Genomic DNA, 14,524 nt, shown 5'->3' with positions numbered 1-14,524 from the left:
TTGATATTGCCAGCCCACCTCGGCAATTAGGTGCGCTGGTAACAGATGCAGCAATCAGAAATCGATGGTCGCCGACAATTTCGCCACCCGCGGTTCACCCTGGCTCAAATACCCACCCAGCGCTGACTCCCAATACTTCTTGTTGGCCACGTTCTCCACCGTGGCACCCACCGTCACATCACGTTGAGCCACTTTGAAGTTGTACCGTGCGCCCATGTCGAAGCGGTTCCAGGTTGGCAGGCTGAGGTTGTTGGCCGCATCGGCATATTGCCCGCCGGTACGCAACATGCGGCCGTTGAGGGTTACGCCTTGCAGGCCGGGCACGTCCCAATCCACGCCAGCATTGAGCTGAAAGGTCGGTACACCGATAGCACGGTTGCCGTCGTTGGTGCCGTTTTGCGTGTCTTTGAGTTCGGTGTCCATGACCGTCACGCCGCCCAGCAGGCGCAAGCCATCCAGCGGTTCGCCGAAGATGTTGAGTTCCACGCCTTTGTTGATTTGCTTGCCTTCGCGCACATAGGTCGCCGAAGTGCCTGCGGCGTTAATCAACGAATACCCATCGCTAGGTTGTTCGATACGGTACACACCCAAGGTGGCGCCGTAGGTGCCCATATCGACTTTGACGCCGGCTTCCAGCTGTTTCGAACGTGCCGGTGCGTAGGTCTGGTTGCCGTTCGTGACCTTGAATCCGCCGGCCGACACCGGCGATGTCGGACCCTTGGCCAAACCTTCGATGCGGTTGGCGTAGAGGGACACGTGGTCCCACGGTTTGAACACGATGCCGTACACCGGGGTGGTGATCGACGCGTCGTAGTTGGCGGTGCGGGTACCGGTGCCATAGGCGTAGCCCTGGACCACCATTTCCTGGCGTCGTACACCTGCGGTGATCAGCAACCGATCATCCATGAAGCCGAGGGTGTCGGACACCGCCGCACTGCGCACGAAGGTCTTGGCGGTGATGCCCGGATCGCCCAGGTCGCCGCCCTTGAAACCACCCGGTTTGGGCTCAGGGACATCGGACGGGTTGTAAATATTACTGGCGTGTTTGGTCAGGTCAAAGTCGTAGGCGTTGCGGGCCTGAGTCCAGATACCGGTCAGCCCGACGTTTAGCTTGTGGCTCACCGGCCCGGTCTGGAACTTGCCGTTCAGGCCGGCCATGGCGCTGGTGTTGTCCTCCTGGTGGGCGATGCGCGAGCCGGTGACGTTGGCGTTGCCCAGGTTGTCGGTCAGGGTCACTGAGGAGTAGCGGCCATTTTCCTTGGTGTGCTTGGCGCCAGCGGCGAGATAGGCTGTCCAGTTGTCGTTGAGGTCGTACTCGCCGCGCAGCATGCCGAAGGTGTCTTCGATGTCAGTGGCACCCCATTGTGGCGCGTAGTTGGTATCCGCCGAGGGTACTTTAGGCACCTCGGTCGCGGTACCGAGGAACACCGAGTTACGCCCGCCATTGACCCGCTGCTTCTGGTAGACAAAGTCCCCCGACAGGCGCAGTGCATCACCGCGATAATCCAGCCCTACGGCAAACAGTTTCGAACGCTGGTTTTCATCATCGATGCCCGTGTCGCCTTCACGTTGGGACAGGTTCACCCGCGCCCCAAACCGATTGTCCTCACCAAAGCGCTGGCCGATATCCAGATGCTGACCCACGCGCCCATCACTGCTGATATCGGTGCTGAACCGGCGCAAGGGCACATCATCGGCGCGCTTGGGTTGCAGGTTCACGCCGCCGCCGATACCGGAGCCGGTGGGTGTCACGCCGTTGATAAAGGCGTTGGGGCCCTTGAACACTTCAACCCGTTCCAGTGCGTCGGTGGACATAATCTGACGCGGCAGGATGCCATACAGGCCGTTATAGGAAATGTCGTCGCCATTGAGGGGCAAGCCACGGATCACAAAGACCTGGGCCTGGTTGGCATAGCCCGACGCCTGGCGCACGGATGAGTCGTTGAGCAACACGTCGCCAATGGTTTCGGCCTGTTGGTCGCGTATCAGCTTTTCGGTGTAGGAAGACATGCTGAACGGCACATCCATGATGTCCTGATTACCCAGCACACCCAGTTGCCCGCCGCGAGCCACCTGGCCTCCGGCATACACCGGGGGCAGGGCGTTGGGGGTGATGGCTGGCGCACTGATGCTGGTGGCGCCCAACTCCAGCGTGTTGCTGTCCTGGCTCGTGTTCGCATCCTGCGGGGGTTGCGGAGTGGCAGCGTGAGCGGCGAAGCTCAGGGAGCAGCAAAGGGCGAGCAGGGTGGGGCGAAACGGCGCAGCGAGTCGGGCAGAAGTGGGCATGGTCGATCCTGACGGCGTACCGTCAATGTGAGGAAAAGGGGCAACAACGTTGCGCTTCCTCACTGCGCGAATACGACTCCGATGCAGATGATAATAATTACTATTAATGCCTTGCAACATGTTTGTCGGATTGCTGTCTGCGTGCGTGCAGGAAATTTCCGTTAACGTGCCGCGTTTGGCGGGATGCCGAGTAGAATCACGCCCTGAAAGCGATTCTTGAGGTGCGGTACGGTGGATTTACAGCAGGGTTTTGTCCTGACCCGGCATTGGCGCGATACCCCGGCGGGGACCGAGGTCAGTTTTTGGCTGGCCACCGATCAGGGCCCGCGACATATCCGCCTACCCGTGCAGCCGTCGGTGATGTTTATCCCGGCGGTCCACCGCAAGCCCGCCGAGTTGCTGCTCAAGGGCGAGCGCGACGTTGAACTGCGCCCCCTTGATTTGTGCGACTTCCATCACCGTCCGGTGTTGGGGCTCTACACCCGCCAGCATCGCCAATTGATGGACCTGGAAAAGCGCCTGCGCAAAGCCGGTGTCGACGTCTACGAAGGCGATGTGCGCCCACCCGAACGCTACATGATGGAACGCTTTATCACCGCGCCGGTGTGGTTTGGCGGAACGCCAGGCGAGGGCAGAATGCTGCTGGACGCGCAGATGAAACCCGCGCCCGACTATCGCCCACCGCTGAAACTGGTGTCCCTGGACATCGAGACCACTGCCCAGGGCGATCTGTATTCCATTGCTCTGGAAGGCTGCGGTGAGCGCCAGGTGTACATGCTGGGTCCGCCCAACAAGAGCGATGCGGTGGATTTCAAACTCGACTACTGCGACACCTGCGGGCAACTGCTCGAACGCCTGAACCAATGGCTTGCCACCCATGATCCGGATGCAATCATCGGCTGGAATCTCGTGCAGTTCGACCTGCGGGTACTCCACGAGCACGCCCAGCGCCTGAACGTGCCGTTGCTGTTGGGCCGTGGCGGTGATGCCATGGGCTGGCGCGAACACGGTAGTCGTAACCACTACTTCGCTGCTGCGGCAGGACGGATGATTATCGACGGTATTGAAGCCCTGCGCTCGGCCACTTGGACCTTTGAATCCTTCAGTCTGGAAAACGTCGCCCAGACCTTGCTCGGCGAAGGCAAGTCCATCTCTACGCCGTACCAGCGCATGGACGAAATCAACCGCATGTTCGCCGAGGACAAGCCTGCGCTGGCGCGCTACAACCTCAAGGACTGTGAGTTGGTGACGCGGATTTTCGCCAAGACCGACCTGCTCAAATTCCTTCTGGAGCGGGCCAGCGTCACCGGGTTGCCGGCGGACCGCAACGGCGGCTCGGTGGCGGCCTTCACTCACCTGTACATGCCGCTGATGCATCGCCAGGGCTTTGTTGCGCCCAACCTCGGCGACAAACCGCCCCAGGCCAGCCCCGGCGGGTTTGTCATGGACTCGCGTCCCGGACTCTATGAATCGGTGCTGGTGCTGGACTATAAAAGTCTCTACCCGTCGATCATCCGCAGCTTCCTGATCGACCCGGTGGGCCTGATCGAAGGCCTGCGCCACCCCGACGACAGCGAGTCGGTGGAAGGTTTTCGCGGTGCACGTTTTTCCCGCACTCGACATTGCCTGCCGTCGATTGTGGCCCGGGTTTCAGAAGGTCGTGAAGTGGCCAAGCGTGAACACAACGCGCCGTTGTCCCAGGCCCTGAAGATCATCATGAACGCCTTCTATGGCGTGCTCGGCTCCAGTGGTTGCCGGTTCTTCGACACACGCCTGGCGTCGTCCATCACCTTGCGCGGCCACCAGATCATGCGCCAGACCCGCGAACTGGTTGAGGCCAAGGGGTATGAAGTGATTTACGGTGACACCGACTCCACCTTCGTCTGGCTCGGCAGCGCCCATTCCCAAGAGGACGCCACGCGCATCGGCCTGGACCTGGTGCAGCACGTGAACCAGTGGTGGCGCGAGCGCCTGCTCAATGAGTTCGGCTTGCACAGCGCCCTGGAGCTGCAATATGAAACCCACTTCAGCCGCTTCCTGATGCCGACCATTCGTGGTGCGGAGGAGGGCAGCAAGAAGCGCTATGCCGGCCTGGTCACTCGTGCCGACGGTAGCGAAGATATGATCTACAAGGGCCTGGAAACCGTGCGTAGCGACTGGTCGCCCCTGGCCCGGCAGTTCCAGCAAGAGCTCTACCAGCGGATCTTTCACCGCCAACCTCACCAGGATTATGTGCGCGACTACGTGCGCCGCACCCTGGGCGGTGAGTTCGATGAGTTGCTGATCTACCGCAAGCGCCTGCGCCGGCAGTTGGGCGACTACGAGCGCAACGTTCCACCTCACGTGCGCGCCGCGCGGTTGGCAGATGAATACAATGACCGCCAGGGCCGCCCGCGTCAGTACCAGAATGGCGGCTGGATCAGCTACGTGATCACCGTCAACGGTCCCGAGCCTTTGGAAGTGCGTCAGGCGCCGATTGATTACGATCACTACGTCACCCGACAATTGCAGCCGGTGGCCGATGCGATCCTGCCGTTCGTGAATGATGATTTTGGCACCTTGGTTGGTGGCCAGATGGGACTGTTCTGAAAGACTTGCATTGAGGTTCATAGAGCCTGCAATCTTGGTCTCTGACGACCACCATACGACGCAGCTTCCCTATGACCGACATCACGCTGACCGGCACCACGGTCGAACTCCAGCCCCTGCAACGGGAACACTCGGCGGCCTTGCTATGCGCCGCCGCCGATGGGCAATTGTGGAACCTCAAGGTGACCAACGTCCCCGGTCCCGATACCGTTGAACAGTACATCGATGTCGCCTTGGCCGGGCGCGATGCGGGCACGGTGATGCCGTTCACCATCGTGCGTCGCGACACGGGCCAAGTGGTGGGCAGCACACGCTTCTGGAAGGTCGATCGGGTCAACCGCAAGCTGGAGATTGGTCACACCTGGCTCAGCGAATCGACGCAGAAATCCGCGATCAACACTGAAGCCAAGCTCCTGTTGCTGACCTACGCCTTCGAGGTGATGGAGTGCGTGCGGGTGCAGTTCACCACCGACGAACTGAATGAAAAATCCCGGGCGGCGATTCTACGGATTGGCGCTACCCAGGAAGGCATCGTCCGCCATGAGCGGATCATGCCCGATGGCCGCAAGCGCAACTCGGTGCGCTTCAGCATCATCGATTCGGAATGGCCGCAGGTGAAGGCAATGCTGCAGGCAAAACTTGTGGCGAGGGGGCTTGTCCCCGTTGGGCTGCGTAGCAGCCCTGAAACCTGAGCCTCAGACCTTTTTGCAACAGAGCGGCGACCTTAAAGGGGGCCGCTCCGCGACCCAACGGGAGCAAGCTCCCTCGCCACAGTCAGCTCTTCTACCAACTCATCCATCCGGTCCGCTATTTTCGGCGTAGTCGACAGCACAAAGCTCTTCTGCGTACCGATATAGGTCTCGACGATATACAGCGTATCGCCCACGTCCAGCCCAAGCTCCTGCAAGGCTTCATCCGGCAGGCGGATGGCACCGTCGCCGTCCCAGTCTTCGATGGTCACTTGTTTGCTGTGCATGTTGGGCTTCCGTTAAGCGATTGAACGTCCTAGCCTAACACCTCGACTACCTGCCAGGAGGCTCAATAGCGTGTACACCCTCTACGGAATCCGAGGCACCGGCTCGTGCATGATCGAAATCGCCCTGCAACGCTGCGGCGTAGCGTGGCGGCAGGTTGATGCCAGTTCCTGGGAAGACACGGAAGGCAGCGAGGCTCTGGCCAGGATCAATCCGCTCAAGCAGGTTCCCACCCTGCAATTGCCCGATGGCAGTGTGCTGACGGAAAGCGCCGCGATATTGATTCACCTCGGCCTGACGTTTCCCGCCTCAAGCCTATTGCCCGCAGACCCCGCCCAAGTCATTCGCGGGCTGGTGTATATCGCCGCCAACTGTTACTCGGCAATTGGCATCATCGACTATCCGCAACGTTGGCTGGACGTTGATGACAACGGGCTGCAAGTGCAGTTGGTCAGCGGAGCTCGTCGGCGCCTGCACGTGGCCTGGGAGATATTTGCCGATCAGTTTGCCGAGCAACTATTCAGCGCATCAGGCGACCCGAACGCCTTGGGAATCATGGCGGCGGCCGTTTCTCGCTGGGCGGATGGTCGGGATGCGTTGCAACAATCACGATCCGAATTTGCCCGGACTTTGGCGCGAGTGGATGCTGAACCGAGTGTGGCGCCAGTGTTTGCGTGGCATTGGTCACAGAGGGTGATGAAATGACCCTGGAAATTTCACCGCCTGTTGCCTGGCATGTTACTCATTGGTGCGACGACTCTTATAGTCAGGGCGCCTATAGCGCGCTATTGCCCGGTGGCGATATTGCCCTTCGCCGCTTGCTCTCGACACCTGTTGATGGCCGCCTGTTCCTCGCGGGTGAGGCGTTCAACCACGACCACTCGGCCATGACCCACAGCGCCTGGGACAGTGGCTTGCGCGCAGCAGCGGCAGTGACCGATACCTCTGCGAGGAAAGTCATCGTCATTGGCGCGGGATTCGCCGGGCTGGCAGCCGCCAGCACGTTGCAGGCCCTGGGGCTGGACGTTCAGGTGCTTGAGGCGCGGGACCGCATCGGCGGTCGGGTGCACACCGCCGCCCTGGGTGGCCATGCCGTGGACGTGGGGGCCGCCTGGTTGCAGCAGTATGAGCGTAACCCTCTGGCGCGCCGAGCTGAGCAGTTGAACCTGCAACGGCGAACGACGGATTTTTCCCAGCCTCTGGCGGCTGCCTGGGATGGCCCGTTACCGGACATCAACTTGGCCTATGAACAACTCAGGCAGTCCATTGATCGGAGTCAACCGCTGGCGCTGAGCATTGAACGCTACCTGGGCAACCTGACCACAGCCAATCGCCGCGCCGCCGCCTTTGCCGTCGACGCCAATCTGATCCTCGAAGCCGGTCTACCCTTGACGCAGTTGTCAGCCCAAGTGCTGGACGAGGAAGGCGTCGGCCATGGAGATCAGTTTTTGCCCCAAGGCTATCGGCAACTGCTGGATGATGCCGCCTATGGTCTGAATATCCACCTCAATCATCCGGTACAACAGATCTCTTGGGACGGGCAGGGCGTTCAGATCAATGGGGTCGCCGCCGATGCCTGTATCTGTACCGTGCCGGTGCCCGTGCTAAAACAATTGTGCTTCACCCCCGCGCTGCCGGCGGCATATCGGCAGGCGCTTGAGTCATTCACGATGGGTCGATTGGAAAAAGTGGTACTGCAATTCGAGCGGCGCTGGTGGCCGGCGTCCGGTGACGGGTACCTGCGTTGGTACGACGCCCCGCCCAATTGGGGTGAGTGGTTGGACCTGACTGACGCCTTGGGCACTCCGTTGATTGCAGGATTGATTGCCGGTGATGCGGTGGAGCGGCACTTCGCGGCTAAAACGGACGAGCAGATCGCCATGGAAGCCTGCGCAAAACTGGCCGCCTGGGCCTGTGCAATCAAAAGAAACAATGAACTCTGACGTGCCCCAGCCCCTTGCGTCGCGGGCATCCTGACCTACGCTTTCTGAAAGCTTCGTAGGAATCATCCTTGAATTTGACTGTCGCAGACATGAAACTCAAGAACCCTGCATGGAATTCAAAGGAGGTGCGCATGCTCATCCGGTCGCTGACCCTGGCTACCTTGGTGGCTTTTACGGGGCCGCTGTTGGCTGCCGATGATATCAACCCGCTCAAGCAGGATGTGGGTAAAGCCCGTCCGCTGGTGGTCGTCGAGCTTGATTCCGGTAACCCTGCATTGGCCACGCTCAGGAAAGCCTTGGACGAGCCTGCCAACAAGCAGTCCTTCGAGGACCGCAATATGGTGCTCTACACCGTATCCTTCACGAGCATCGGTGCCGAAGGTGAGAAAATCGCCAAGGACCCGAAGGACAACAAGAAACTCGCCCCCCCTGAAACCAACGCACTGATCCGCGCACTCAAGTTGGGAGCCGGCAGCGGTACCAAAGTGATCTTGATTGGCAAGGACGGCGAGAAAAAGCTCGAAAAGACTACGCCTCCGGACACCGTCAACCTGGCAGATTTCTTCAGCGCCGTCGACCAGATGCCCCAGTCTGAGAAAGACTTGGCTCCACCGGCTGTAGCAGAGCCCGCTGCGCCCCCAGCCGGCAAGGCGGGTGCCAAGGCAGGCAAGGCAAGCAAATCGGCAGCGCCTCAACAGCTGGATGATTGAGCACTGATGACACGCGTCAAGGACCACTTCTAAAGCGCTATCTGTCACCACTGCCGAGGTGTTCGGCGGTGGTGGCAAGCCTCACTGTTTCCACGGTTTCAACCACCACCCCAAGCCCCCCAACACCAGCGCCCCGGCCAAGCTGCTCAAGCCCAGTTGCCAACCATCGCTGTGCAGCGGGTGCAGCACCAGCGCCGCGAAGCCCAGCAATACCACGCTCAGCCCCCATTGCAACGGCCAGCCGAGTTGTCCAAGCAATTGCTGGCGCTGCATCAGCAGCAGGTTGGTGACGATGACCCCGCCCAACGCTGCCAAGGCGATACCCGGCAGGCCGAGGAAGAATGGCAACAGCACCAACAGCGCGGCGTTGATCACGCTGCCCAGCAGCTCGCACCGCAGGGGCAGGCGTGTATCACCGCTGGCGTAGGCGTAACGCGCGAGCATGGCGTTCCAGGCCCCAAATACCAACGGTGTGGCGAACCAACCGAGGAGGGCGGGCAAGGGGCCGTCGGCACTTTGCGCTGGCATCAACAGATGAATCAATACCGGGCTGGCGCCGATCAGGCCGAGGGCCGCCGGCAGGCTCAGCAAGGTAGCGGCGTCCAGGCCTCGGCGCAGCAGGGCCAGGCGTTGTTGACCTTGTTCGCCACTCATCAAGCCCAACAAAACCTGGTTGAGGCTCATCAGCGCAATCAACGGCAAATTGATCAGTTTGCGTGCCAGGTTGACCCAGGTGACGGCACCTTCTCCCAGGTAACTGGCAATCAGCCGTTCGAGCAACGCCAGGCCCTGGCTGGCGACGTTACTGGCCAATAACGGACCGATGCGTGCGAGCAATTCGCGCCCGGCCAGTGCGTCGCCCTTGACCTGCCAGGGGCGCCAGCCGAAAGACCAGACCGGCACCAGCAGCGGCAAGCACATCAGCACGCTGCCGGCAAAGAAGCTCATCGCCAGTTCGGCGCTGTCGCTGGAGGTCCCACGAATAAACAGGTACAGCACCGGCGGCAGGTTGAACAACAGCGAACCTAATCCCGGTAGCACAAAGCGCTGGCGAGCCTGCAACGGAATACTGAACAAGCCGTGCATCACCAACCCCGGCGCACACGCGGCGAGCCAGCGCAGGTTTTCAGTGGCCTGGGCCTGGGCGGCGGCATCCAGCCCCGGCCCGATCAGCCGCACCCACAGCGGCGCGCCCAAGGCCAGCAGCGCATAGAGCGCCAGCCCCACGCCAAGCAGGCGCGGCGACAGGCTGGCCAACCACGCCTGTTGGCGTTGTGGGTCGCGTTGTTGATAGAGGGGCAGGGCAGCGGCCGCGAGCAGGCCCGCGGCCAGGGTCATGCGCAGGGCTTCGGGCAGAAACACGGCGACCAGAAACCCATCGCTGCGGCTGCCCGCGCCCCACGCCGCCACCAGCAGCCATTCGCGGGCAAAGCCGGCCACCAGCCCGGCGAGCGTCGCCACGGTCAGCCACAGCGTGCTGCCAAACATTAATGAAACAGGGTGAACAGGCCTTTGCCACCCACCTTGTAAGTCAGGTCGTGAGTACGCTCGCCCATGATTTTGGCACCACTACCGCCAACAATTTTGTAAGGGGCGACGTTTTTGCCGATCACCGTATTGGCCGTGACCACCGAGCCGTGTCCTAGCCGTGTGCCGAAGCCAATCAGCGCACGAGTGCCGATCCACACATAATCCTCAATGTAAATCGGCCCGGAAATCGACCAGAACTCCGGTGCCTGCAAGTCATGGCTGCCGGCGATGATCAACACATGGGAAGCAATCGCCACATGGTCGCCGATCACCAGGCCGGCGCGGGCATCCACCACGCAGTGCCAGCCGACCACTGAATCTTCGCCGATGATCAGGTTATGCATACCCAGTACTTCGGTATTGCGCCAAAGGCTTGAGCCTTTGCCGATTTTTGCGCCGCCCAGACGCAACCAGGCCAGGCGCACATGATGGCTGGGGATCTTGTTGATCACGATGTTGTAGGCCATATCCCAGGCATTGCGCCAACGGTCCTTGATGGTGATCCAGTTTTTGCCATACATCGGAACCAGGTCTGACGGAATATCCTGCTTCAAACGATGGTACAACCTGCGTGCCACGGGTTGTTCGATGCGCTTTTCGATGTCGATGGAGCTTATCCAGAAGCGTTTTCCCTCGCCTGCGCCATCTTCGAAAATCACGTCGTTGGCCAGGCTCCAAGCCAGGGCCTGTTGCAAGTCGTCCAGGCTTACACCCATTTCGTTGGCCAAGCTGGACAGTCTGTCGGGCAGATCAGTGGAGTGCAGAATCCGGTGTTTCATGGTTGGTTATCCTTGGGCGCTGAAACGTCGGCGGTTAGGGTGGGGCGCAGGCGAACTTGTTGCAGGCTGATGCCCATCAACAGCCAAAACAGTGCGATCAGTACAAAGGTGAAACTGAAGTAGTGGTCGAATATCCCGGTCAGCAGCGCTGCCAACACGCCGCATACGCAACCCAGCCACAGTGCATTTTCTGCGGTGACCTTGCGCACAGGGCCGTGTGGCCGCACTTCGCGCCACCACAATACAGTGACGGTGATAAACAGCAGCAGGCCTGGAATACCGATCTTGTAAATGAAGTTCAACCACAGGTTGGAAATACCCAGCAGGCCCGTTCCCGGTACCGGTGGGTCTACCTTGAAACCGATACCCAAGGGGTAGCGCGCCATCACTTCGGGGAATTTGGCGTATTCGTCAAAGCGGACTTCGGTACTGGCGTTGCTCGCTGAGAACATGGTCAGCAAACGCTCTTGCAGCGGCGGGTAAAACAGCACCAGCGCCACCACAAAGGCCACACCGATACTTATGATTCGCCCGCTGTGAGGGACGCGTTTGTAGGTGAGCCAGAACAGAATCAGCACCAGCGCGACAATCGCCCCACGGGAAATACTCAGCAGCAGACCGGCGCAGCCCAGCACGGCTACCGCAAGACCCAGCGCCCGACGCCAACCGGCGCGGGTCCAGCCATAGAACAGCGCCAACGGGATAAACAGCACCAGCACGCCCCCCGTCAGGTTCGGGTGAACCCATGGCGATGCCATCCGCTGGTAGTTGGCCGAGAAGATATCTTTCACTGCCTCTGGGTGGGCGTACTTGAGGTCAGTGAGAATCTGGATCATCGACATCGCGTTGCGCGTCTTGAGGAACATAAAGATCGACAACAGCAGCATCGCCAGGTTGCCCAGCAGCAGGGCGACCACCACCTTGTCGCGGTCGGCATCGGTGCGCAGCAGCAGTGGCACGATAAACAACAGTGACAGGTTCATCAGCCAGCGCACCCAGTTGACTGGCCCGCTGCCCTCGGCGTGGATGATGATCATGCCCCAGATAAACGGAATCGTGCTGAACAGCATCAACCACGCCAGGGCGCGTTCGGTGGGGCGCCACAGCAGAAATCCGCGGGTCTTGCCGATGAACGATTGCCAGAACACGCCGACCCAGGTCAGCCCCAGCACCGCCTCGCTGATGGTGGTACGGACCCCCAGCTCCAGGGTGGTGTAGGGAATGCTGGTGGCAAATACCGCAAAAATCAGCAAACCCCACAACGGCTTGCGGATCAGCGTCAACGCCACGCCGAGGCCAACCACGACCATCAAGACCTTTATCGGCGGCAGTGCCAGCAGCAATGCGCCGAAGACCAGGCCCAGAATCAGACTGATGAGTTTTCCTGGCAGCATCAGGGGGTCAATTCCTTGAGCAAAGTGTCCAGATTCAGGCGATAAGCCGGTTCGGCAAACTGCCTGGCCCATGTGCGTCGCGGTTCGGGGTCGAGGGTGCCCACAGGTTTGGCCAGAGACAACATGAGGGCCTGCAATTGTGCACCATTGTGTGGATCAAAACGCGCAGCGTCAGGCGGTGCGACTTCGTCCAGGGCCGAACCCCTGGCGACCGCCACCGGCGTGCCGACACTTAGCGCTTCCACCACTGGCAGACCGAAGCCCTCGGCATACGAAGGCTGCCACAGGCAGGCGGCGTGACGGTAGAGCGCCTGTAGTTGGCCATCAGACAAGCCGCTGCGCCAATGCAGGCCAGCCAAGCCACCAAGTGTGTCAGGCACATCGCTGGCGTGGCCCACCAGTATCAGGTCCGGTACGCTCGGGTCCCTGGCACGGCTGGCTTGCCACTGTGTGAGGAAGAGCTCCATGTTCTTGCGTGGCTCCCGTGTACCCACCACCAGCCAATAGCGCGTTGGCAAACCGTCGGGCAGCGTCTCAGACGTCTCACTGAACGCTGGGACAAGGTTGTACAGCACACGGAACTTGGCGCGGGCCCAGGGAAATAGCCGCGTCGCTTCGTTGCAGGAAAACTGCGACGGGCACCACACCCGATCAGCTCGCCACACTGACCAGGCGATTGATACTCCATCGATCAGGCGATAGGCCAAGGCCTTGAGTTTCGAGCGATGGAAGTTGCGCTGTGTCAGTTGAAACAGGTCATGCAGTACCAGCACATAACGGGTACCCGCGGGTTTATGACCCAGGGGCAACCCCATGTTAGCGGTGGCGATGTACAGGTCGATACGCTGCTCGCGGAGTGCTCGCGGCAGGAATTTGCGTTCGAAGCGCAGTCGCACCTGAGGCCGTTGCAAGCCGTCCAAAGGACTGGCCCAGGGCGGGCATAGCGCCGTCTCACGTTGGGGGTGAGCCAACGGTGCTTCGCTGAACAGCACCACTTCGGTGTTGTCGCGCTCATGCAGCGCTTGCTCCAGCGCCTTGACCTGACGGGCAATCCCCGAAGAAGGCGCGACTGTGACGGGGCGGTAATCCACGGCTACGCGCATGCTGGACGCTCCTGATGGGGGGGCAACGTGTGGTAGATCTGCTCCAGTTCGTTACTGGCCACTGCCCAGTCGTGAAAGTTGCGCGCGTAGTCGCGTGCGGCATCAGCCAACTGTCGGGCCAGAACCGGCTGATGCAGCAAGTGAACGATGGCATCGGCCAAGGCCTCAGTGCTTTCGCCGGCCAAGTAGTGATGGTTGGCACGGATGGCCAGTCCCGATGCGCCCTGGGCTGTGCTGACCAAAGGCAACCCGGCGGCCATGGCTTCCAGCACTTTGAGTTTGGACCCGCCGCCATGGCGCAGCGCCGCGACAAACCCTGCGCACCGGCGTTGCTGCGCCGTCAAGTCAGGGACAAACCCCAGCCATTCGATGCGCTCGTCGGGCCAACGGTCGCGCCACTCCTCAGGCAAACCGTAGCCGGCGACGGCCAGCCGGGCGGTGGGGCATTGCAGCCACACACGGGGAAAAATGTCGTCGAGCAGCCACTGTACGGCGTCGAGGTTGGGCGCGTATTCATAGTTGCCGACAAACAACAGGCGCAGGCTCTGAGGGTCGGCGGTCACATCGGCGAAGCCGCGGCTGTCGACACCGTTGACCACTACGCTGACCGGCGTCGAAGTGACTTGGCGCATGGCTTGGGCATCGGTTTGCGTCACGGCAATGACATGGCTGGCGGCATCAAACGCCTTGCGCTCCCATTGCTCGCAGCGCCATTGATCGTAACGCACAAACAAGCTGGCCCAGGCCGGGAAGCGGTCATAGGTAGCGCCGCCCAGGCTGGATTCCAGGTTGTGCTCGGTGAGCACGAAGCTTCGGGATTGCTGCTGTAACGCCTTGAGGTACGGTTGCAGGCTGTAGCTGTGCTCAACCTGAATGACGTCCCAGGATTCACTCAGTAATTCATCAAAACGTTGGCGTAACGGCGCCGAAAGGCCATTGACCGTGGTCAACAAAGGCCAAGGCGCGAACAGGCCGCCGAGCAGGGTCAAGGGGTGTTTCAGCGGGCGACGGGGCACGACGATCAGGCGCTCCAGCAGCGGCTCAAGGGCTTCGTGTACGAACGCATCAGCCTCGGTTTTCGACTGCGCCAGCAGGGTAATGCGATGCCCGCGCTCGCTCAGCGTGCGCAGCAGATGGTATTGCCGGGTCTTGCCGCCGCTGGTCATGGGCCACGGCAAATAGGGAACAATCCACAGAATTCTCACGTACTGCTCTC

Annotated in this window: 12 protein-coding genes; 5 read left to right on the top strand and 7 right to left on the bottom strand. The window is 60.8% G+C overall.

Translation table 11 applies throughout. From position 1 onward, the window contains the following. Window positions 1-54: 54 nt before the first annotated feature. Window positions 55-2,286: a TonB-dependent siderophore receptor gene (locus tag HKK55_RS14125; protein WP_169355250.1), complete on the bottom strand. Its 2,232-nt coding sequence runs from the start codon at window positions 2,284-2,286 to the stop codon at window positions 55-57. Between the two features lie 231 nt (window positions 2,287-2,517). Between HKK55_RS14125 and HKK55_RS14120 the strand changes: the two genes are divergently transcribed. Together HKK55_RS14120 and HKK55_RS14115 are read left to right on the top strand one after the other, a co-directional pair. Then, the gene (locus HKK55_RS14120) at window positions 2,518-4,875 is read left to right on the top strand and encodes a DNA polymerase II (RefSeq protein ID WP_169355249.1); all 2,358 of its coding nucleotides are present in this window, start codon (window positions 2,518-2,520) and stop codon (window positions 4,873-4,875) included. A gap of 71 nt (window positions 4,876-4,946) precedes the next feature. Beyond that, complete coding sequence (locus tag HKK55_RS14115; RefSeq protein ID WP_169355248.1) at window positions 4,947-5,567, top strand: GNAT family N-acetyltransferase; 621 nt, start codon at window positions 4,947-4,949, stop codon at window positions 5,565-5,567. A gap of 32 nt (window positions 5,568-5,599) precedes the next feature. On the opposite strand, the gene HKK55_RS14110 is transcribed toward HKK55_RS14115, so the two are convergent. Continuing rightward, entirely contained in the window at window positions 5,600-5,851 is a 252-nt protein-coding gene (locus HKK55_RS14110; RefSeq protein WP_169355247.1) for an AbrB/MazE/SpoVT family DNA-binding domain-containing protein, read from the bottom strand. A 70-nt stretch (window positions 5,852-5,921) separates the two neighbouring features. Here HKK55_RS14110 and HKK55_RS14105 point away from each other — a divergent pair, with 70 nt between their 5' ends. The 3 genes from HKK55_RS14105 to HKK55_RS14095 all read left to right on the top strand — a co-directional run bounded on the left by HKK55_RS14105 (window position 5,922) and on the right by HKK55_RS14095 (window position 8,502). Then, window positions 5,922-6,554, top strand: coding sequence for a glutathione S-transferase family protein (locus HKK55_RS14105; protein WP_169355246.1), 633 nt, complete (start codon window positions 5,922-5,924; stop codon window positions 6,552-6,554). Continuing rightward, window positions 6,551-7,792 carry an NAD(P)/FAD-dependent oxidoreductase gene (locus HKK55_RS14100; protein ID WP_169355245.1) on the top strand — a complete coding sequence of 414 codons (1,242 nt, stop codon included), beginning with the start codon at window positions 6,551-6,553 and terminating at the stop codon, window positions 7,790-7,792. Before HKK55_RS14105 ends, HKK55_RS14100 begins: the two co-directional genes overlap by 4 nt. A 131-nt stretch (window positions 7,793-7,923) precedes the next feature. Next, window positions 7,924-8,502 (top strand): DUF4174 domain-containing protein, encoded by a 579-nt coding sequence (locus HKK55_RS14095; RefSeq protein WP_169357860.1) that lies wholly within the window; start codon window positions 7,924-7,926, stop codon window positions 8,500-8,502. Between the two features lie 81 nt (window positions 8,503-8,583). Here the strand turns inward: HKK55_RS14095 and HKK55_RS14090 are convergent, their stop codons facing one another. The 5 genes from HKK55_RS14090 to HKK55_RS14070 are packed head-to-tail and all read right to left on the bottom strand — an operon-like array spanning window position 8,584 to window position 14,513. Next, window positions 8,584-9,990: a lipid II flippase MurJ gene (locus HKK55_RS14090; protein WP_169355244.1), complete on the bottom strand. Its 1,407-nt coding sequence runs from the start codon at window positions 9,988-9,990 to the stop codon at window positions 8,584-8,586. Continuing rightward, window positions 9,990-10,811: a DapH/DapD/GlmU-related protein gene (locus HKK55_RS14085; protein WP_169355243.1), complete on the bottom strand. Its 822-nt coding sequence runs from the start codon at window positions 10,809-10,811 to the stop codon at window positions 9,990-9,992. Before HKK55_RS14085 ends, HKK55_RS14090 begins: the two co-directional genes overlap by 1 nt. Next, on the bottom strand, window positions 10,808-12,205 hold the full coding sequence (locus HKK55_RS14080) for an O-antigen ligase (RefSeq protein WP_169355242.1): 1,398 nt from the start codon (window positions 12,203-12,205) through the stop codon (window positions 10,808-10,810). The genes HKK55_RS14085 and HKK55_RS14080 overlap by 4 nt, the downstream gene beginning before the upstream one ends. Continuing rightward, a complete protein-coding gene (locus HKK55_RS14075; protein ID WP_169355241.1) occupies window positions 12,205-13,308 on the bottom strand; it encodes a glycosyltransferase family 1 protein in 1,104 nt (367 codons plus the stop codon). The genes HKK55_RS14080 and HKK55_RS14075 overlap by 1 nt, the downstream gene beginning before the upstream one ends. Further along, entirely contained in the window at window positions 13,299-14,513 is a 1,215-nt protein-coding gene (locus HKK55_RS14070; protein ID WP_169355240.1) for a glycosyltransferase family 4 protein, read from the bottom strand. Before HKK55_RS14070 ends, HKK55_RS14075 begins: the two co-directional genes overlap by 10 nt. Window positions 14,514-14,524 lie beyond the last annotated feature (11 nt).

Origin of the sequence: Pseudomonas sp. ADAK18, from assembly GCF_012935695.1 — a bacterium.
In the GTDB taxonomy this organism is placed as follows: Bacteria; Pseudomonadota; Gammaproteobacteria; order Pseudomonadales; family Pseudomonadaceae; genus Aquipseudomonas.
This window is presented reverse-complemented; position numbering and strand designations above follow the sequence as displayed.

Bases quoted from the DNA above. Each gene is read 5' to 3' on its own strand.
- HKK55_RS14125 (WP_169355250.1), bottom strand. From the start codon at position 2,286: ATGCCCACTTCTGCCCGACTCGCTGCGCCGTTTCGCCCCACCCTGCTC.
- HKK55_RS14115 (WP_169355248.1), top strand. From the start codon at position 4,947: ATGACCGACATCACGCTGACCGGCACCACGGTCGAACTCCAGCCCCTG.
- HKK55_RS14100 (WP_169355245.1), top strand. From the start codon at position 6,551: ATGACCCTGGAAATTTCACCGCCTGTTGCCTGGCATGTTACTCATTGG.
- HKK55_RS14075 (WP_169355241.1), bottom strand. From the start codon at position 13,308: ATGCGCGTAGCCGTGGATTACCGCCCCGTCACAGTCGCGCCTTCTTCG.
- HKK55_RS14090 (WP_169355244.1), bottom strand. From the start codon at position 9,990: ATGTTTGGCAGCACGCTGTGGCTGACCGTGGCGACGCTCGCCGGGCTG.
- HKK55_RS14095 (WP_169357860.1), top strand. From the start codon at position 7,924: ATGCTCATCCGGTCGCTGACCCTGGCTACCTTGGTGGCTTTTACGGGG.
- HKK55_RS14110 (WP_169355247.1), bottom strand. From the start codon at position 5,851: ATGCACAGCAAACAAGTGACCATCGAAGACTGGGACGGCGACGGTGCC.
- HKK55_RS14080 (WP_169355242.1), bottom strand. From the start codon at position 12,205: ATGCTGCCAGGAAAACTCATCAGTCTGATTCTGGGCCTGGTCTTCGGC.
- HKK55_RS14085 (WP_169355243.1), bottom strand. From the start codon at position 10,811: ATGAAACACCGGATTCTGCACTCCACTGATCTGCCCGACAGACTGTCC.